General features: G+C 46.5%; 15 protein-coding genes. 8 read left to right on the plus strand and 7 right to left on the minus strand.

The features are described from left to right. The coding region (locus tag GZ78_RS04570; protein WP_034833100.1) for a helix-turn-helix domain-containing protein at positions 1-181 on the minus strand (181 nt) is incomplete at its 3' end. 69 nt (positions 182-250) lie between these two features. On the opposite strand from GZ78_RS04570, the gene tnpA reads away from it, so the two are divergent. The 4 genes from tnpA to GZ78_RS04595 all read left to right on the plus strand — a co-directional run bounded on the left by tnpA (position 251) and on the right by GZ78_RS04595 (position 4368). Continuing rightward, positions 251-655 carry an IS200/IS605 family transposase gene (tnpA, locus tag GZ78_RS04575; RefSeq protein WP_034833101.1) on the plus strand — a complete coding sequence of 135 codons (405 nt, stop codon included), beginning with the start codon at positions 251-253 and terminating at the stop codon, positions 653-655. Positions 656-904: 249 nt separating this feature from the next. Next, entirely contained in the window at positions 905-1999 is a 1095-nt protein-coding gene (locus GZ78_RS04580) for a malate dehydrogenase (RefSeq protein ID WP_034833103.1), read from the plus strand. Positions 2000-2151: 152 nt separating this feature from the next. Next, the gene (locus GZ78_RS04585; protein ID WP_034833104.1) at positions 2152-2919 is read left to right on the plus strand and encodes a hypothetical protein; all 768 of its coding nucleotides are present in this window, start codon (positions 2152-2154) and stop codon (positions 2917-2919) included. A 456-nt stretch (positions 2920-3375) separates the two neighbouring features. Then, entirely contained in the window at positions 3376-4368 is a 993-nt protein-coding gene (locus GZ78_RS04595; protein ID WP_034833107.1) for a hydrolase, read from the plus strand. 142 nt (positions 4369-4510) lie between these two features. Here GZ78_RS04595 and GZ78_RS04600 read toward each other — a convergent pair whose 3' ends face one another. Continuing rightward, positions 4511-5170 (minus strand): TetR/AcrR family transcriptional regulator, encoded by a 660-nt coding sequence (locus tag GZ78_RS04600; RefSeq protein ID WP_034833109.1) that lies wholly within the window; start codon positions 5168-5170, stop codon positions 4511-4513. A gap of 221 nt (positions 5171-5391) precedes the next feature. Between GZ78_RS04600 and GZ78_RS04605 the strand changes: the two genes are divergently transcribed. The 3 genes from GZ78_RS04605 (at position 5392) to GZ78_RS04615 (ending at position 8013) form a co-directional block, all read left to right on the plus strand. After that, on the plus strand, positions 5392-6873 hold the full coding sequence (locus GZ78_RS04605) for a coniferyl aldehyde dehydrogenase (RefSeq protein WP_081869664.1): 1482 nt from the start codon (positions 5392-5394) through the stop codon (positions 6871-6873). Positions 6874-7208: 335 nt separating this feature from the next. Next, entirely contained in the window at positions 7209-7700 is a 492-nt protein-coding gene (coaD, locus tag GZ78_RS04610) for a pantetheine-phosphate adenylyltransferase (RefSeq protein ID WP_034833111.1), read from the plus strand. 61 nt (positions 7701-7761) lie between these two features. Further along, positions 7762-8013 carry a YfhL family 4Fe-4S dicluster ferredoxin gene (locus GZ78_RS04615; RefSeq protein ID WP_034833112.1) on the plus strand — a complete coding sequence of 84 codons (252 nt, stop codon included), beginning with the start codon at positions 7762-7764 and terminating at the stop codon, positions 8011-8013. A gap of 158 nt (positions 8014-8171) precedes the next feature. On the opposite strand, the gene GZ78_RS04620 is transcribed toward GZ78_RS04615, so the two are convergent. From GZ78_RS04620 to GZ78_RS04630, 3 genes are all read right to left on the minus strand, one after another. Then, on the minus strand, positions 8172-8393 hold the full coding sequence (locus GZ78_RS04620) for a DUF2835 family protein (protein WP_034833113.1): 222 nt from the start codon (positions 8391-8393) through the stop codon (positions 8172-8174). Positions 8394-8648: 255 nt separating this feature from the next. Beyond that, the gene (locus GZ78_RS04625; RefSeq protein WP_034833115.1) at positions 8649-9353 is read right to left on the minus strand and encodes a glutamine amidotransferase-related protein; all 705 of its coding nucleotides are present in this window, start codon (positions 9351-9353) and stop codon (positions 8649-8651) included. A gap of 91 nt (positions 9354-9444) precedes the next feature. Further along, complete coding sequence (locus GZ78_RS04630; protein ID WP_034833116.1) at positions 9445-10815, minus strand: glutamine synthetase family protein; 1371 nt, start codon at positions 10813-10815, stop codon at positions 9445-9447. A gap of 269 nt (positions 10816-11084) precedes the next feature. Here GZ78_RS04630 and GZ78_RS04635 point away from each other — a divergent pair, with 269 nt between their 5' ends. Continuing rightward, a complete protein-coding gene (locus GZ78_RS04635; RefSeq protein WP_034833118.1) occupies positions 11085-16088 on the plus strand; it encodes a hypothetical protein in 5004 nt (1667 codons plus the stop codon). A 73-nt stretch (positions 16089-16161) separates the two neighbouring features. On the opposite strand, the gene GZ78_RS04640 is transcribed toward GZ78_RS04635, so the two are convergent. Beyond that, positions 16162-16974: a hypothetical protein gene (locus GZ78_RS04640; protein ID WP_034833120.1), complete on the minus strand. Its 813-nt coding sequence runs from the start codon at positions 16972-16974 to the stop codon at positions 16162-16164. A 278-nt stretch (positions 16975-17252) separates the two neighbouring features. Beyond that, the gene (locus tag GZ78_RS04645; RefSeq protein ID WP_034833122.1) at positions 17253-18362 is read right to left on the minus strand and encodes a histidine phosphatase family protein; all 1110 of its coding nucleotides are present in this window, start codon (positions 18360-18362) and stop codon (positions 17253-17255) included. Positions 18363-18453 lie beyond the last annotated feature (91 nt).

The following is an 18453-nucleotide window of genomic DNA, read 5'->3' on the forward strand; positions in this document are numbered from 1 at the left end:
TAGGAAGCCATTTGTGCATGGTGTAAGAGGATGGAATTTTTTCGCCAGACTTCCATTTTTCATTGCAGATGCTCAGGGCTTTATTCCAGACAAAACGACATGTACCGCAGAGCTGCATAAGCCTTTCATGCTGCTCTGGCGTTACGTCCAGTCTGTACTTATATGCCTTGATAATCTTCATTTATGCAATCAGTGTGATATCTTATATGCTATATATAATAGCCCATAATACGGATTATAAAATATCAGTATGCAGGAAATAAAGAAAGGTCGGCACAGTGCTTACAGCCTGCATTGCCACATTGTTTTTGTCACAAAATACAGAAAGAAAGTTCTGGGAGCTTTGCACTTAACAAGACTGAAAGATATTTTTTCTGAAATTTGCGGGAGCTTTGATTCTGAGCTGGTTGAATTTAACGGTGAAGCAGACCATGTGCATTTGCTGGTTGAGTTTACGCCCAAAACCCCGTCTATTTCCAAACTGATAAACAGTTTAAAAGCTGTTTCGTCCAGAAGACTAAGGCAAGAGTTTTGTGATATTGCGGGTGCTTATCGAAAGCCTGTCTTATGGTCGAGATCATATTTTGCCGGAAGCTGCGGGGGCGCACCATTGGATGTAATTAAGGAGTATATCGAGAACCAAGATCAGCCCTGACGGGCTGACGAAATTCACCTCCCTGCTAGGTCGCAGGGAGCACTCTTTCGATTACAGGTAGACTCAAAACATCACATCGACAACTCGCCATTCACTAAAAATAACTCAACGAACGATACAAACCCTATCATTCAAAAACAACATCACCCACACGGTAGTGGACTTAACCTATCGTTCTAGGTAACCTTCTCGCCGCTGAAATAATTCAAAACAGCCTCTTTTCAGACGAGAACTCTAAGGAGTGGTCACATGAAACAACCCGTCCGTATCGCAGTCACAGGTGCAGCAGGTAACATCAGTTACTCCCTTCTGTTCAAAATTGCTGCCGGTGAAATGCTGGGCGCGGATCAGCCAGTTATTCTGCAACTGGTTGAGATTCCTCAGGCTATGGACAAGCTGCGTGGCGTGGCCATGGAGCTCGAAGATTGCGCATTCCCATTGGTTCATGGCATCAGCCTTCACGACAATCCTTTCGACGGCTTCCGTGGCATTCACTATGCCATGCTGGTAGGCGCACGCCCTCGCAGCAAAGGCATGGAACGTGCTGACCTGCTGGAAGCTAACGCTGTTATCTTCGCTGAACAGGGTAAAGCCCTGAACGAAGTAGCTAACCGTGACGTTAAAGCACTGGTTGTTGGCAACCCAGCTAACACTAACTGCCTGATTTTGTCCCGTAACGCTCCGAATCTGGATCCTTCTCAGTTCTGTGCCATGACCCGCCTGGACCACAACCGTGCCAAAGGTATTCTGGGCAACAAGCTGGGCGTTAACCCATCGGATCTCGACGGTGTTTGTGTTTGGGGTAACCACTCTCCAACCATGTACCCTGACGTCCATCACGCTACTGTTTTGGGCGAAGAGTCCGCGATCAGCCAGATTGACGAAAAATGGTACAAGGAAGATTACACACCTCGCATTCAAAAGCGTGGTGCTGAAATCATTGAGTGGCGCGGTCTGTCTTCTGCTGCTTCCGCTGCACAAGCCGCTCTGGATCACATGCATGACTGGGCTCTGGGCAGCAACGGCGAAGTGGTCAGCATGGGTATCATCTCCGATGGCAGCTACGGTGTCGCCAAGGGCATTTACTACTCTTTCCCATGTGTCTGCGAATTCGGCAGCTACCAGATCATTCAGGGTCTGGAAATCAACGAATACGGTCAGAGCATGATGAAAAAGACCGAAGAAGAGCTGTTGAGCGAGAAAGCTGCTGTAGATCACCTGCTGCCTGCAGAAACTGCAGAGTCTCGCGAAAACCTGAGAAAGTCTGACCGTACCGGCCAGACCGCTTACGACAACGGTCTTGATAAGGCTGATGTTTACTACAAGGCTGATCGCATCTGCTGATCATCCAGACCTGACCGGGAATAGGCCGTTCAAGCACTATTCCTGACCAGGCTCCCAGGAGCTGATCCCCTCAGCTCCTGCTTCTTCTTTCTGCGTAGCCTCACTTCATTTACTAGTCTTAGAAGCTTTCATCATCATCTGGCGATCTCAGGATGCTTTCATGCACACGACTGTTGCTATTTATTGCGTCTTTCATATTCGGCCTGCATTCTTCATTAATTCTGGCTGATCAAAAAGAGAAACCGGATAACGAGTCGGAAGAAGAAAAACCTGGATTAGAACTATCGAATGAAGAGCCTGAAACAACCATATGCCTGGAAACACTCACCATTCAATTTTCAAAAGAGAAAGAATTTGTCAAAAGCCTAACCCGCTTTTTGCAGGAAACAGATCAGGAATGCATAGAGCTGACTCCAGATCAGAACCACCCGCCTTATGACAGCAAATTTAATAAATATGTAATTCCGGACATAACGACTCTTCCTCTACCTCAAAACCAAAGGCGGATTATCCATGGCAGACTGCTTGACTGCCTGCTAAACAATCGTTCTTGCCTGAACGTTAACAAGCAAGCCATGGGCTATTGGCACCAGGATGGCTTTTCTGGAGGACTGTTTATCCCTTCCATGCCTGAACAAAACGATCCATCACAAGAAACACTGATGAGCATGTTTGTGACCGTTTTCAGAAACCTTGTTCGCCTGTTTTTGATGCTGCCGGCACCAGGCCAGGAAAGCAGTGACGCAACGACAGAACAACAGAGAGGATCTCGCTTTCGCCCCCACCGAAATAACCCCAGAAGAAAAGCAGAAAGAAAAAGTAGGAGAGAAGAGTCCAGCAACCCTTATTCACAAGACAACCGAAATCGTGACCGCAGTCGAAGTCCTATTCGTAAACCACCTAAGCCCGATAACTCATAAAGATAAAAACCTGTCTTTACTATTACCGACAGACTCAGACCCTGTTTTTCAAGCCTGCCAGTCCCTTCTGATATTGAACGTCTTCTGTCATAAGTGGGACTCTTTACTATGAAAATGCAGCTAATCCAGGCTCTGTAGAGATCTTCATGTTTCGGGGTGAGCTGCATTTTCCGCTCATGGCTGTTTGGGTGATTTGTCGACCAAGGTTTTCAGCGATACCTTCAGCGAAGTGCTTTGCCTTGTCAGCTACTTCTCCGGCAAACAGCTCATCAACGGTGTTCCTGAATATAGAAAGCCACTGCAAGCAAGGGTAGCAATAGTAAGCTACCAAGAGTTTGTGCTTTATAGTGTGGGTAGCCATCATTCTTCTGGCATTAAACAGATATAAATGTATTTTTGTTTACTTTCCATCCGATATAATCGAATCCGTCGTCTATCAAACAGTTACTGCCTGAAATGAATTCACCTACGCCTTTTCACCCCAGCTTTTTACTTTCAGGCCCACACCGACAAACCCTCTGGCCTCCTTTACTTCGACAAAAAGAGTCCCTTGAGAGGCACAGGGAACGATTGAAGCTCGAAGATGGAGATTTTCTGGACCTGGATTGGTGTGGTAGCAATGAGCACTCTCCCTTGGTGGTTCTTTTGCACGGTCTGACTGGCAGCTCTAACTCAAAATATATTCTGGGTCTGCAGCAACAACTGTTTAATCAGGGTTGGCAAAGTGTGGCAGTGAACTTTCGCAGTTGCAGTGGCGAGCCCAACCACCTTGCGCGTAGCTACCATTCAGGCGACAGTGCTGAACTGGACCAAATACTGGTAGAAATGAGCAGCCGATTTCCCAACCGTCCGATGGCAGCCGTAGGGTACTCTCTGGGAGGGAATGTGCTCCTGAAATACTTGGGTGAACAATCCAGGAATTGTCCGTTAACCTGCGCTGTGGCCGTTTCAGTGCCTTTTCGTCTGGACATTTGTGCCGCAAAAATGAATACCGGCCTATCACGCATTTACCGTGACAATTTCCTTAAGGAGCTGTATCAACAAGCACAGGACAAAATCGAATTGTTTCAGTCTAAAGGCTGGAATGAAGAAGCACAGCGTCTGACCTCTCTGATCAACGGATCAAGAGTTAAAACCTTTGAAGAGTTTGATCACAGTATCACAGCGCCTTTACATGGCTTTAAGAGTGGTTCTGACTATTATCAGCAATCCAGCAGTCGGTACTACTTGCAAGACATCGCCAGACCTACCTTGATCATTCATTCCGAAGACGACCCTTTCATGACTCCACAAGCACTGCCTCGCAAAGAAGAGTTATCCCAGGATATCTGTTTTGAGCTGACTTCAGCGGGTGGGCATGTGGGCTTTATTCAAGGCTCTATTCTACGTCCTGAATTCTGGCTTGAAGAGCGAATACCCGCGTTTTTGAACAGTTACTTTCCGCCATAAATTCTAATTTAATCACCATGATCCAAGCGTTAATTACCCTACAGACCCCGTTCACTCTGAGCCTGTCGAAGGATGCTGGCCATGCACTTCGACAGGCTCAGTGCAAACGGTATGGGGGATAACGCCCGGCTGCACCAGAAGCTCATCTTTTCAGAATACTCATAGGCACAAAATACTCTGCTTCCAGCTCAGCAAAAGATTCTTTTGCCACTTCACAGACAAAAGGCCGGTCCATCAGCAGAATTTGGTAGAAAGCTCTTCTGAACAGTTTTTTGGGTAACACCTCATTTTCTTCCAGAAAAGCAGCGGTTACCCATTCCTGCCAACTACTGAGGACCATGAAATTGTTCAACGCCAGTGCTTCAATCTCCTGCTCAGGCACATCCATATAACCTGACGACACAAGCCCTACAATAATCCTTTCCAGCGTTTGCAGGGAGAGCCTGGCAAACTGCTGATAGGCAGCCCTGAGCTCCCTGCTGCGGTTCATAACACCATGCACATCCCGATAAATAAAGCGGAATTCCCACATACCCGCCAGAGCTACTTCAAGGAACATCCGTTTATCTTGAAAGTTCAGTGGACGATCTTTCGGAACGGTAATTTTGACCGCAATGCTGTCAATCAGTCGTTGAAAAAGAGCAAGAATAATCTCGTCTTTATTCCTGAAGTGGTAATAGAGATTTCCAGGAGAAATACCCAGATCTGCTGCTATATGATTCGTTGTTATCGCTCTTTCACCCTGGCTGTTAAAAAGCTCCAGAGCTCTGTCTAAAATGCGATCCCGAGTTTTAACAGCCATAAATACCCTTGAAATTCTGCCAGCAAGTCGATAGATTCCAGTTTAGAGTAAATACTCTAAACCATATTAAGTCAGGCATAAAGTCAGAAGTGGCAGTGTTGATCAGTGAGTAACCTGAGCCATCACGGCTTCTTCACCATCTTCTGGAGTCTTGGCAATCAACACCTGCTCGGCTTCAAGACAAAAAATAAGAACCGGATCTGCTGAAGGAGACCTGCGCCATGAGCGTTACTGAAATTGACCAGACTACAGAGACTAAATCACCGGATCAAACGACAACCAGCCATCGTTCTTCCAGTCTGATAGCAGAAATGAATGCGTCGCTTGAAGCCCAGAGGCAAGCTTTTCAGAAACAGCCCAGTCCGTCTCTTCAACAACGAAGAGAGTGGTTGAAAGCCTTGAAAGAAGGTTTGAAGAAAAACCAGAAATCTCTGATCGATGCCATGAACAAAGATTTTGAAGGTCGTGCTGAGACCGATTCATTACTGGCAGAGTTTATGCCATCGTTCACATCCATTGATTACTGCAGTAAGAATCTGCCGAAGTGGATGAAACCCAGTAAGCGACATGTTTCGATCACTTTACAACCGGCCTCAGCAAAAGTTATTTATCAGCCTCTGGGAGTGGTTGGTATTGTCGTTCCCTGGAACTACCCCCTCTTTTTGGCTGTAGGCCCATTGGCAACGGCCCTTGCCGCTGGTAACCGGGCAATGATTAAAATGTCAGAATTCACTCCTGCCACCTCAAAACTGTTCGCTGAAGTCATTGCTAATATATTTCCGGCAGACCTTGTCACTGTCGTCAATGGAGAAGCAGAAGTCGGAGCGGCTTTTACCGCATTACCATTCGATCACATCCTCTTTACCGGCTCCACTCAGGTTGGAAAGCATGTCATGTCGGCCGCAGCCAGGAACCTGACACCCGTCACTCTGGAACTGGGAGGCAAGTCTCCTGTAATCATCGATGACGACTTCCCAATACAGGAAATAGCTGAACGAGTCTGTTACGGCAAATCATTAAATGCCGGGCAAACTTGTGTGGCCCCCGACTACATACTGATCAAAAAACAACGCAAGGAAGCCTTTGTAGAAGCCTATCTCAAAGCCTTCAGCAGCATGCACCCTTCAGTCAACAACAGTAAGAACTACACCGCTATTATTAACGAGAGACAGCACCAGAGGCTGCTTAATCACCTTGAAGATGCCAAAAGCAAAGGGGCAGAAATCCGGGTTGGCAATAATGAGGCCATAACAGATGGCTCCCGCCGTTTACCTCCTCACCTGATTCTCAATGCCACTGCAGATATGAGTGTGATGCAGGAAGAAATTTTTGGTCCACTGCTCCCAGTGATAGAAATAGACAACATTGATGAAGCGATTCAGTTCGTCAATGAACGTCCTCGTCCGTTGGCACTGTATTACTTTGGTGAAGACAAACAGACACAGGATAAAGTACTGACCCACACCCATTCTGGCGGCGTATGCCTGAACGAAACTCTTTTCCATGTCGCTATTGATGATATGCCTTTTGGAGGCGTCGGACCTTCCGGCATGGGACACTACCATGGGCATGAAGGCTTTCAGACACTTTCCAAAGCAAAAGCAGTCTTTAGCAAAGGTCGCTTCAACAGCGCCCGGTTCATTTTCCCTCCCTACAATACCTGGCTGAAAAAGAATATGATCAAATTCCTTTCTGGTTCCTGATAGAAATCATCCGGTCCGGGTTGTGTTTTAATAGCCCGGATTTCCTCCGGAATGATTTACAGGGACTATAAAAACAGCTATTTCTCATTTAAATGCCCGGTTTTAAGTCAGGTTATTTGTCACCCTTGATCGATTTCGATACCATTCGGCCTTCGTTATCTATAGATTGAAGAATTCTGCTTCAACCTTTTCAGTACGAAAGGGACAGATCAAGACGCACTGTCCTTCACTATAGGCATCTGTGAAGTCATTGAGCTTCGGATTATTGACCTTATCAAGTTGTGGTCAACCGGCTTCAAAGGCTTCCTGAGACATCAGCAGGAAATGCACTTTCAATGAGCAAGGTAATCTACCCCGGCACTTTTGACCCTATAACCAAAGGCCATCTGGACCTGGTAGAACGGGCAGCAAGAATTTTTGACAACGTGGTCATTGCGGTAGCAGAAAGCCCCAAAAAAAAGCCTATGTTTGACTTAGCCAAACGTGTTGAGCTGGCAGAAGAAGTGATAGCTCACCTTGATAACGTTTCGGTGACAGGTTTTAGCTCCCTGCTCGCCCACTTTCTGGAAGAGCAAAAAGCCACAGTAATTCTTCGTGGCCTTAGAGCTGTATCTGATTTCGAATACGAATTCCAGATGGCAAATATGAACCGGATTCTGGCTCCCAGTGTAGAAAGCCTGTTTCTGACACCTGCTGAGCAGTACTCCTATATTTCTTCTACGCTGGTACGGGAGATTGCCTCACTGGGTGGAGATATCGACAAGTTTGTCTCTCCCTGTGTTCAGGAAGCCCTGAAGGCCAAGTTTGGCCCTAATGCCCAGAGCTGATAGAGCATCCTGAATCTGGCGGCTTGAGCCGTGTGCCTCAAGCAGAACTGGAGATTACATCATGTCCCTGATCATTACTGATGACTGCATCAACTGTGATGTGTGCGAGCCTGAGTGCCCGAACAGTGCGATCTCTCCCGGAGAGGAGATTTATGAGATTGACCCCCATCTCTGCACTGAGTGTGTTGGTCACTATGACGAGCCACAATGCCAACAGGTTTGCCCCGTTGACTGCATCCCCAAAGATCCGAATAACGTCGAGTCTAATGATGAGTTGATGGAAAAATATCTTATTATTACCGCAGCAGCCTGATCATCGCTTTTTCATGACTCATGAGCCTATAGGAGTTTGTCTGTGAGCAGACAGACTCCTGGAAGCCTGTCGGACTTATGCTGTCGAGCATAAATACATTAAAGCGACAGGCTCTTAGGGAAGTTGCGAACAAGCGCTATGCCTGGCAAAAGAAAAGTTCAACCAATCTTTCGAAGCTCGCCCAGCTTTCCATCGGAACCATAAGAAATTTCAAAGGTGCCATGAACCCCTTCACGGGTGACATACTTCAGCAGAATGTCATAGGGAATACTCATACTAAAGCCTTCCCGGGCATTGACCTGGACACGATTCTTTTTGCCCTGATAATACTGTAAAACCTGCTGAGAACTCAGACTGATAGAGAAGGTGGCCTTATTCATTATGGACTCCATTCCTCATGTTCAATCAAGAAACATTGACGGTTAAGCTATGGAAATCTGACCAGGGTTCTATCGGATTTAGGGGCATTTCAGTCTGAATTTCAGCAAAAGCCGACGCGCTCTACTGATATTCGTGCTCGAAAGCGTAAGTCCAACAGGTGCCTGAAGCTCCAAGATTTTTATTATTTTAGCGTGAAAGTTTTTTCCTCTCCAAGTGAGATAACTGTCTGTTTCAAACTTTTGAGATCTTCACCTTTACGAGACTAAAAATTGACGCATCCACTGAATCATCAGTTGGCTGTCTACTTTTTGCTGCAGAGAAACAAGAGCGGCCCTGACCGTATCTTCCGGGATAATTGCCCCCCTCCGATGCTCCATCAATGCAGCCGAATATTCTTTGGAAAACTCCGGGTGCCCCTGCACGGTCAAAAACTGCTCGTTGTACTGCAATAAAAAGTTGGGACAAAAAGGACTGCCAGCGATTACTTCAACATTTTCAGGCAATTGCAATACTTGATCCTGATGGCTGACTAAAAGATTAAGCTGCTTTTTTTCAGGTACCATCCAGATATCACTTTTGATGATTTCATTCGTATACTGGCCAACCCCCCAGCCTTTTTCAGATTTCTCTACCACGCCCCCCATAGCCTGAGCAATCACTTGATGACCAAAGCAAATTCCCAGCAGCTTCTTGCCGGTTTTTGCCAGAGCCTGAATCCACAGCTCCAGTGAGCTTATCCAGCCCAGCTGCTCGTAAGCACTGACTTTGCTGCCCGTAATCAAATAGGCATCACATTCACCGGAATCTTCCGGAAGCTCATTACAATGAGCCCGATAAACCCTGAAGGTCATCAATGGGTCAATCGATAGAAAGGCTTTCATGAACATTTGCGGGTAACTGCCATAGGTTTCCACCAGAGAAGGATTGACATCATCACATTCAAGTATTCCCAGCTTCATCCTGTATTCTCCTTTAGCCATAGCGATGGTCATGGCTTAAACACTATTTTTCTCTACCCATACCTCGGCCCCAACAGCTTTAAATATAGGTTTATATAATTTCAAAGTATCGCGCCAGCTCCCAATCGGTGACATGCTTTCTGAACTCCATTTCTTCCCATTCGCGGGTAGCCGCATAATGGTCAACAAAGGTTTTTCCAAAGTAGCTCAGGGCAGCTTCTGACCCTTTCAGCAGCTGGGCTGCCTCATACAAAGAACGAGGCAAAGTCTGTTCATCAGGGAATTTCTGGCTATAAGCATTTCCAGACACTGCTTCTGTAGGCTCCAGTTCATGCTCAATACCATAGAGGCCTGAGGCAAGAACAGCCGCCAGAGCCAGATAAGGACTGGCATCTGCTGCACCCAGCCGATACTCGACTCTCTGACTCTTTGCATTACCTGGAATTAACCTGAGAGCACAGGTTCTGTTTTCTATCCCCCACGACGCTCTGGTAGGTGCCCAGTAGCCAGGCACCAGACGTCTATAGCTGTTAATAGTGGGCGCCAACAGGGCAAGAAACTCTGGCATTAAACGCTGTTGACCTGCAATAAAGTGCTTTTGAAGCGCACTCATTCCATATGGCTTTGAAGGATCATAAAAAACAGACTCTCCGTTGGCATTAACCAGGGACATATGAATATGACCACTTTGGCCCGCCAATTCGGAAGACCAGCGGGCCATGAAAGTAGCCATTAAGCCATTTCTCTCTGCCAGCACTTTCATGAATGTTTTAAAAAGAGCCGCCTTATCTGCTGCCGACAATATGTCATCAACCATCAACGCTGCTTCGATAACGCCTGGACCGGTCTCAGTATGAATGGACTCAATGGGAAAGTTCATCACCTGGGCCATCTCTATAATCTGTTGATAGAGTTCTGAATGAACGGAGTTCCTGATCACGGAATAGCCAAAGCTATCTGGCGTAAAAGGTTTCAGGTTTCGGTAGCCTTTTTCACGAATGGAGTCAGGAGTTTCCTGAAACAGAAAGAACTCATACTCACAGGCCGCTCGTGCCCACAATCCCATGCTGGCAGCCTTTTCAATCACCTTGCGCAAAATGCCTCTGGGACACACCTGTTCAGCCTCATCAGAGAACTCTGCAAGAAATAGCAACATGTTCTCTTCATAGGGCAATTCACGCACCGTTTCTGGTAGCACTCTTACCTGCTTGTCTGGAAATCCGGTATGCCATCCCGTAACCGAAGTATTGTCGTATATTCGATCTTTGCAGTCCCAACCCAAAATCACATCACAGAATGAAAAGCCGGAATCCAGGGCAGAAAAAAACTTACCCCTGGCCATGTACTTGCCCCGCAGTACACCATCATTATCAAACAACCCTACCTTGATATGACTCAGTTTCCGCTGGTTAACCAGCTGCTTGGCCTCTTCGACTGTTTTTATTTTTTTGAGCTCAGACATTGCATACTCCAGCTAGATTCTTGTCGCCTGAAACTATAGACAAGGCTCAATAGCCTGCCATTTTTGACCACACAATCACTTAAATAAAAAATCGACTAAACTCTATTGCTTATCAAAATGGTCACTGTCACTGCTTGTTATTAAGTATTATGAAGACTGAATTAAAGAAGTGTTCAATTCGACAAAGCATCCTCTCCCCCTCATTCTTACTATGTGCATTGTCCCTGAATGTACTATCCCCCTCCCCTCAAGCCTCTACTGACTGGACTATGGAAAAAGCGGGACTTTCAGGGCTGGTAATACCTTCTCTTCATCTATTGTATGAGATGAGTCAGCTAATACCTGACGATTTCAATCCAACGCTGGTTCAGTCAGAACCAGACATGGAAGGATTCCCCCTTTACTGGATTTATCAATATTTGTTAAATGCCTTTTCGAAAACTACAGAGGTTGGTCCATTTCTTCCGCCTCCCGATGGAACCCCTCCCACTACCGGTTCAGGTATTCTCGTTCAGTCTTTCATGAGACCGAAGTGTTCGCTTCTGGTACAACCGGGATATGCTCTGGAACACCTGATGACTACTGAGGCAGAGCCTTGTGAGTACCGCCTTTTACCCGGTGTGCACTGGATTTATAAAACCTTACCTTTTCAGGAAGGAGATATTCTTACTTCTGCTATCCCTCCTGATGACAATTCGAATAATGGCGACGATCAATCAAATAACACGATTGATTCGGAGATCATACATTCTGAACTATCAACATTCCATGCAACACCGGTACTAAGACTCAATAGCAGAAACAGGCAAGCAGCCGATTATTATCGGCTCAGAAACATTAAAACAAACGAAACTCTGTCCATTGAGCCAGAATGGCATTCTGCTATAAAGCCTGAACACACAATACCTGCTCGACAACCAGCATCTTTCAGAATTACTCCGGTTTTACGTCTTGATTTGAATGGCCAACGATCTTTTTCTTATTATCGATTCAGGGTGCAAAACTGGCGATCGATCATACCGGCTGAAAAACTGGACAAAGTACCTGTTTTAAAAGTCGCTGAATCCTTTGAAGGGGATTATGTGATTGACTTTCCCAGGAACTCTGAATTGCACAACCTCTTAATTGACCTGGAATTAATGCCGTTAACCGATGACTACCCGCCCTGCCAGCATCTATTCAACAGTCAGGCATTATCCATCTACATGTACAATCTGCTTTTCAGGGGAGAACACATCTGCGACCAGCCGTTTCCAGATGAAAGCTCGTTTCAGGATTTTCTGGCAATCAACCTGACTGGCTATATCCGCCAGGTTCCAGGAAATACACCTAATGAATCAGGCAAAACTTCAGACGGAAAGCCTGCGGAAGCGAGGGGCAATACGGAGCGTCTCCCCAACACTAATCCTCCACCTTCTTCCCAGAATAACGACCCTGACAAGCATTCAGATGACCCTACACCGCCAGAAGACCCATCTCAGGTAGAACCCTCTCCAGAGTCAGCGGCACTGGATATTAACATTGACCTCGCTGAAAGCCTGTATCGCTTTATGCTCAACAGTGCCTCAGCCCACGAGCATATGCAGATCATTCTTACTTGGCTCGATCACCATAATCTGGGGAATCAAAGTCTTTTCAGCAGTCAACTGAAAGGACTGGTCAAAAGCAATTCAAAAAAATTCCCCCACCATGGAGAGCTTGCTTATATAGATGCTTATGCCTTCAAGAAAGAGGAAAAAAATTACAAACGTCGACTAACGTCTAGCTCGGCTTTAAGAGGTTTGCTGAAAGCGGCAATAGAAGGCATCACTCCTGATCAGACACTCGATTTCATGGCCTACCTGAATCATGACTTACCCGGCATCACCTGGGTTATGGATAATGGTCAGACTCTCGAAGCAAGCCATTTGGCTAACTTACCTACTTACACACCTCTTCCTCAGCCAAAAGAAGTATCTTATGAGATATTTAGACGACTATCAGCCATGACTGGATGGACAAAACGCTCAAGCAGCCGCAGATCTCAACACCCTCCTCATTCGGGAATAGCAGCCCAGTCACAAGTACTATTATCTTCTGAAGGCAATGCTCTGGTAGACCATCTGCTGACTTGGGTTCACTCCATGGATGACTATGAGTCCGTTCTGACCTGGCTGGACGAGCACTTACCAACGACTGCCATACAGTGCTTGCAACAACTGCAAGCGCTGATGAACCTGAAGACCAGTTCAGCTGACTCTCTGACCGAATTTTGGACCAATGCACCCATTGGCTCCAAAACATCCTTTTATGCCAGCCAAAGCAATACTCACTCTCTGGAAGTCTTTGTCAGCCTGCTGACGCCAGCCGGGATAACCAGCATGCAGGCGTTTTCTCAGAATAAAGCGCTAGGGAGGAAGGATGACGAAGTCAAAGAAAAGCCCAGAGCTGTTGAAAACCCCTTAACAACGCTCCCCCCTCCTTCAACAAAAGCCAGAAAGAAAGGTGCAACACTTGTTAAAGAAACTCAGGAAAAAAAACGGAGCAATAAAAAAACAAAGCCGCATGTTAATGTCACTTTTCTAACGCCAGAAGCTCCCACCCATACCCTGACAGAATCTCAAAAGTCCTATCTGCTGCGATTAATGCAAGTCATCAAAGATATGCCGGGATACAAGTTATCACTGATCCATCCCGTAGTAAGTAGATGGGCCCGAAACATTGAAATAAGAAGATTGCAGGATGATAACCCCAACAAACAGGTGGATGATGGCTCTATAAAAGCAGCAATAAAAAAGACGGAAAATTTGATCGTGGCGGCTTTCAAGCTGTATCCACCGTTTAAGAGCCTCTCTGACACGCCTTCCTATAATGAACTCAATAAAGTGTTCAGCACACTCAAACCTGAAGATATCGAAGTCAGTCTGACTGACCCTCTAGCGGCAGCTCTTGCCCATTTCATTACTCATGAAGAACCTAACGTCGTCAAAGAATTCATTGATGAAATAGCTCCTGAACCAAAACAATCCGCAGCCAGTGATACGCCAACAGTAGAAACCACTGGAAAACAAGATGAGGAAGCGCCACAAGTTCATGGTGACGTACCTGTTCTGCTAAATACACCAAGACTTCTCGCAGCAGACGACCCTGTCCCCATTCTCGAAAGTCAGACGACACCTCCTGTGCTGGCCGAGCCTTCCCTGGCGGACCCTCTCAGAGAAAGACTTAGAAAAATGACCTGGGACATCAAACACCTGCAGAGAGTACTCAAATATCTGAAGTCTGATAAAGCAAGGCAGGCAATCATCAACTACTTGAAGCAAATGAATTCTGATCCGAAATTAATGGGTCTAAGGATCATCCATGGCCATGTATTGGCTTTTGACAGTAAGCAACAACAACTACAACTAAACAGCACTCTTCAGGAAACCGTTCACCAGGAGCAAATAATAACGCTTTTGTTCGACAACAGTAACGCCGAAGACCACAGCAGCCTCTATGCCAGACTGTTGCCAAAACCCAGCAAACCTAGGAATACCCCCCAGACTTTTTCTCCATCGCAGGGAAGTTTTTCGGAGGATTTAAGTGGGTACGAGAGCCAGGTTTCAATGTTTAGCCAATCTTCGATGAGTGTCGTGCCAGCGTCTTATCAACACGGTCAGATGGTGCAAGCTACCCTTCGCAGAATACTGCAAAGACTGGAGTCTCAACCTGTCTCTCCTCAATTCATGGCTCAGCAACTGATCAACCTGATTCAAACGTTAGTGGAACTCAAACAGTTCGACGCCGGAGAAATACTGATTACGCATTTACAACACGAACTGCAAATGCCTGAATTAAGTCTGGCAAACTATAAACTCTTGCTGGATCAAACCCAGCTGTCACCGCAACAGCGCTCAATTCTGCAAAGAATGAGAGGGCTGCAACCAATGGCTACAGCCCGGGGCAATGTGTATCAAGGTTCAATTTATAATTCTCCCATTCACCAGTATTTACAGACGGTACTGAGTAGTATTCAGATACAAAACCTGAACAGCTTTGAGCAATACTTCTTCAGGCTTTACGGTCAAAGCTGGAACACTCGAGGTGCGCCCCCTCCTCCCCAGCCATCCCATAGTCTGAAAAGAGGAAGAAGGCCTGATTTCAGCGGCTTTACGGATGATGAGTCCCTTCCGAAACGAAGCATGACATTGCGGAGAGACCATCGAATCGGAAGAACCGTCAATACACTCCCCGAACACCATCAATCCATGATGGGTATTCATCAGCCCCCTCGACAAAGCAGCTACAGGCATAGACCCGCAAACCCCAAGGTTTATCAGGGCAGTCACCGGAGTCTGACTCAGCCACAGAACACTCCTGTTGTCAGAAGACCTGTCGCAAGAGCTCCTTCAATGAAAAAGTTGCAACCGGGTAGGGCATTGACATTAAGACTTGAACATTTAAACCAGCATGAATCAGCAGCCAACCGAGGCATGATGAGGATTACAACGGTCGATTTTCAGACTCGTCTTAACAATATGCTTTGGGTTCAACATAAAGCGGCAAAAGATGGAGCATCACAAACACGAGCCCAAATAGGAAAGTCACTTTCATGGTTTAAAAATCACAACCGAAAAGAGCATAGAGAATCTCTGGCTCGCATACTCGGGCAGTTTTTTACAACCGTTGAAGGGGTGGAGGAATTCATCTATCAGCTGCGTCAGGCTCAGCATCAAAGTTTTAGAAGTCAGACGCAAACCCATGACTTCATTGAGTTCCAACAAATACCCGCTCAACCCGCTAATGCCGAGACATTACTAAGCTGGGTACTGGAGCAATACTTTACTCCCTTGCAGGAGACGTCTGCCGGAGGTGTCAGTGCAGCCATGGCTCTGACGATTCAAGTGATGCTGACACCGGAGCAACTGACAGATTTGGCTCAACAACTGGAGCAGTTAGTCAGCGCCTCTCAATCCATTTTTTCTCCTGATGTGACCTCTCCCTCATCATCCGTGCTCATAACAGCGCCCCCAGACCCCCACCTTCAGGGCCTTGCTCAAACAATCAGCTCAATGATTCTTAAAAGGAACGTTCAACAGATATTGGATCAACATCTTCAAGCCTTTATTGGTGAGCTGGAAACCCGGTTAACGCTCTATGCCCGAAGTCAGCTGCCTCACCTTTATCTTCAAAGTGCCCTATCAGCGGGTATGCTTGTCCAATTGTTGCAGGAGCTAAAAAATCTTATGACGCCTCAACAATGGCAGGAGTTTGAAAGAGCCATCAGAGGTCGTTCATCCAGCATGCTATAGCTCTGTTTAGACAATAAAAAAGCCCGGCTGTTTTGAACATCCGGGCTCTATTTTACCTGATGTCAGTTAAAGCTTACTGACCTGGCTGAGGGGGCATCAGACCTTCTGGCATCTGCATGTTGTCTGGAACCTGCATCTGCTGCATGACCTGATTAATAGACTCCCTGATGCTGGCAATCATTGCTTTATAGCCTTCATCAAAGCCGTTATAAAAAGCTTGTTCGGTAGCTTTAACGTCATCGCCTTCCCGCTTGTAAATAGTGGGCTGTTTACCCTCAGGATTTTCACCACTGAAAAATGCTTCCATGGACGTGGGTACAGTAAGGGCTACACGACCGCCGGCCATGTAACCATCAATGAAACGCCCTCTCAGGAATGGGTTATCACTACTTCCAACACCCGCAATACGATAGGCATCATCCGCTTCACACCAGCGGTCCTTATACTCACTGGCTTTTTCAGTATCATCACAGTTGTACTCGATGACACCCAGTTCTTCTACCGCTCGCTTATAGCCTGCACGATAACCTGACTCTTTAGGCTTTTCAGTCTGACCGTCTAGCAGTTCAAGAGACACCTGGCTGGTTTCAGCTCGGCGAGCATCATTGACACCCTGGCGGTAGCTTTTCAGATAAGGGCCAAAGTTAGCCACATCACCCGCAACTGAGCTCTGATCAAAAGCGCCACGAGCTTCACACCATGTCTGCTTCAGTGCGTCTGTAGCATCCACACTGGTGCAATCATAAGTTTCTTCTTCAGCTACTGGGCGGGCAGAATCTTCTGCCGAAGGAACTACTTTTGGACAATCCTGTGGCTTGCTGCAACCTTGAAGCAATGCCAGTAATACAACAACAGGTACGGCACCTGCGAGCACAGACCTACGCATTCATTTCTCCTTCCCGAGGGATACTTCTAATTTTCACCTTGAAAGAACGATTTACTGCCAGCAGTGATTCTCATCCATGGCTGGCATAAAGAAAATGCCCCGACTCATTTCATTTACGATGGCGGCACTTTCTGTTCCTGATCAAGATCCAGAAACCAAATAAACCCATTCTTGCAGATCTCGCACAGCCCAAACGCCTGACAGACTCAAGGCATAACAGATTTCTGCTTTATTAATGTCATTGGACGAAGCGGGTTAAATATAGTTCAGAAAAAACGTTATTTTTCTTTTTTACTCCCTGTAGATATATCAGAGGGGATTGAATGAGCTTCAGGTTCTTGAAGATGGCACAATTCCGTCCAGTCGGAGCGTTGAATCGAGGCCACCAACTGGCTCCATTGTTCCAGGGTGCAGGATGAGCCACAGGATAAAGTCAAAAGCTGGTCATTAAATGAAGCCTGAACTACCCCTTTTGAGGGGGAGAATCGTATCGTCAGCCTGCTGGCATAAGGCACATTGAGCGCCCTGGGGTTCCCCAGAGCGCTCAGCATGGCCAGAATGTTATTGTCACTGGCAGATAACAGATAAAAGTATTCACAGTCTGTCTTGCCACTTTCAAGACAGGTCTTATGCTGCTTATAACGTTGATCAATCGCATTCAGCAGCGGCTGACTGGTCAGTTGGACCATCCGTTTATCTTTGCTCATGTGCTCTAGAAACCAGTGCATCAGCTCCAGTAGCTGCTGCTCATCCTCAGTCGTCAAGAAATCGGGTAAAGGGATATTATGAATTTTTCTGACGTTCAATGTATCGGCAAGACGGGACATGCCATGCAACGTAGGCTTTTGACCTGACATCTGCGCCCAGAGCTTGATCTTTTCAGGCCCAATTGCTTCTGCCTTCTTTATCCAGAGAGGACTCTTTTGCATATCACTGATCAGAGATCTATACCCTTTACAGGAGTCAGGAATTCCAAGAAGGGGATCATCTCGCTGAAAAGGAGCATAGACAGGAGGGACCACGGCTAACTCATGACCAGAGTCCGTTTTCAGACTGTCAGGATAAATAGCCTGAAGCATGGTCGCGGCACACTGAATGGTTCTGTCCATACCCCGGGCTTGATGATAGCTAAGACCCGGACTCCATCGCGTTGGAAAATGGGCAGGAAGCTGGTGTTTTCTAAAGCTTTTACCTGCTTCATAGCACTGTTTGAAGCCCGTATCAGTCATCTCCCCAACCCCCATAGGCCAGAGCTCAGAATTTAATGGGTATCTTGGGCTGCGATCGCCATGCCGAACCAGTGTAACCACATAATCGTCAGGCTCTGGCTGAGCCTCAACAGTGATAGAAAAACAGAGCATACTCCAAACCAGAAGCCACTTTTTCATACTTTATTCCTGATTTATTCATTAAAAATCAAATAACAAAGCATAGGTAGAAAAACGACATTCGTTTAGAAAATCAGCCCCGTTTTAGTAA

Origin of the sequence: Endozoicomonas numazuensis (assembly GCF_000722635.1) — a bacterium.
Classification (GTDB): domain Bacteria; phylum Pseudomonadota; class Gammaproteobacteria; order Pseudomonadales; family Endozoicomonadaceae; genus Endozoicomonas_A; species Endozoicomonas_A numazuensis.

Excerpts from the sequence above, each read along its gene's own strand:
- tnpA (WP_034833101.1), top strand. The coding sequence starts at position 251 with ATGCAGGAAATAAAGAAAGGTCGGCACAGTGCTTACAGCCTGCATTGC.
- GZ78_RS04580 (WP_034833103.1), top strand. The coding sequence starts at position 905 with ATGAAACAACCCGTCCGTATCGCAGTCACAGGTGCAGCAGGTAACATC.
- GZ78_RS04585 (WP_034833104.1), top strand. The coding sequence starts at position 2,152 with ATGCTTTCATGCACACGACTGTTGCTATTTATTGCGTCTTTCATATTC.
- GZ78_RS04595 (WP_034833107.1), top strand. The coding sequence starts at position 3,376 with ATGAATTCACCTACGCCTTTTCACCCCAGCTTTTTACTTTCAGGCCCA.
- GZ78_RS04600 (WP_034833109.1), bottom strand. The coding sequence starts at position 5,170 with ATGGCTGTTAAAACTCGGGATCGCATTTTAGACAGAGCTCTGGAGCTT.
- GZ78_RS04605 (WP_081869664.1), top strand. The coding sequence starts at position 5,392 with ATGAGCGTTACTGAAATTGACCAGACTACAGAGACTAAATCACCGGAT.
- coaD (WP_034833111.1), top strand. The coding sequence starts at position 7,209 with ATGAGCAAGGTAATCTACCCCGGCACTTTTGACCCTATAACCAAAGGC.
- GZ78_RS04615 (WP_034833112.1), top strand. The coding sequence starts at position 7,762 with ATGTCCCTGATCATTACTGATGACTGCATCAACTGTGATGTGTGCGAG.
- GZ78_RS04620 (WP_034833113.1), bottom strand. The coding sequence starts at position 8,393 with ATGAATAAGGCCACCTTCTCTATCAGTCTGAGTTCTCAGCAGGTTTTA.
- GZ78_RS04625 (WP_034833115.1), bottom strand. The coding sequence starts at position 9,353 with ATGAAGCTGGGAATACTTGAATGTGATGATGTCAATCCTTCTCTGGTG.
- GZ78_RS04630 (WP_034833116.1), bottom strand. The coding sequence starts at position 10,815 with ATGTCTGAGCTCAAAAAAATAAAAACAGTCGAAGAGGCCAAGCAGCTG.
- GZ78_RS04635 (WP_034833118.1), top strand. The coding sequence starts at position 11,085 with ATGGAAAAAGCGGGACTTTCAGGGCTGGTAATACCTTCTCTTCATCTA.
- GZ78_RS04640 (WP_034833120.1), bottom strand. The coding sequence starts at position 16,974 with ATGCGTAGGTCTGTGCTCGCAGGTGCCGTACCTGTTGTTGTATTACTG.
- GZ78_RS04645 (WP_034833122.1), bottom strand. The coding sequence starts at position 18,362 with ATGAAAAAGTGGCTTCTGGTTTGGAGTATGCTCTGTTTTTCTATCACT.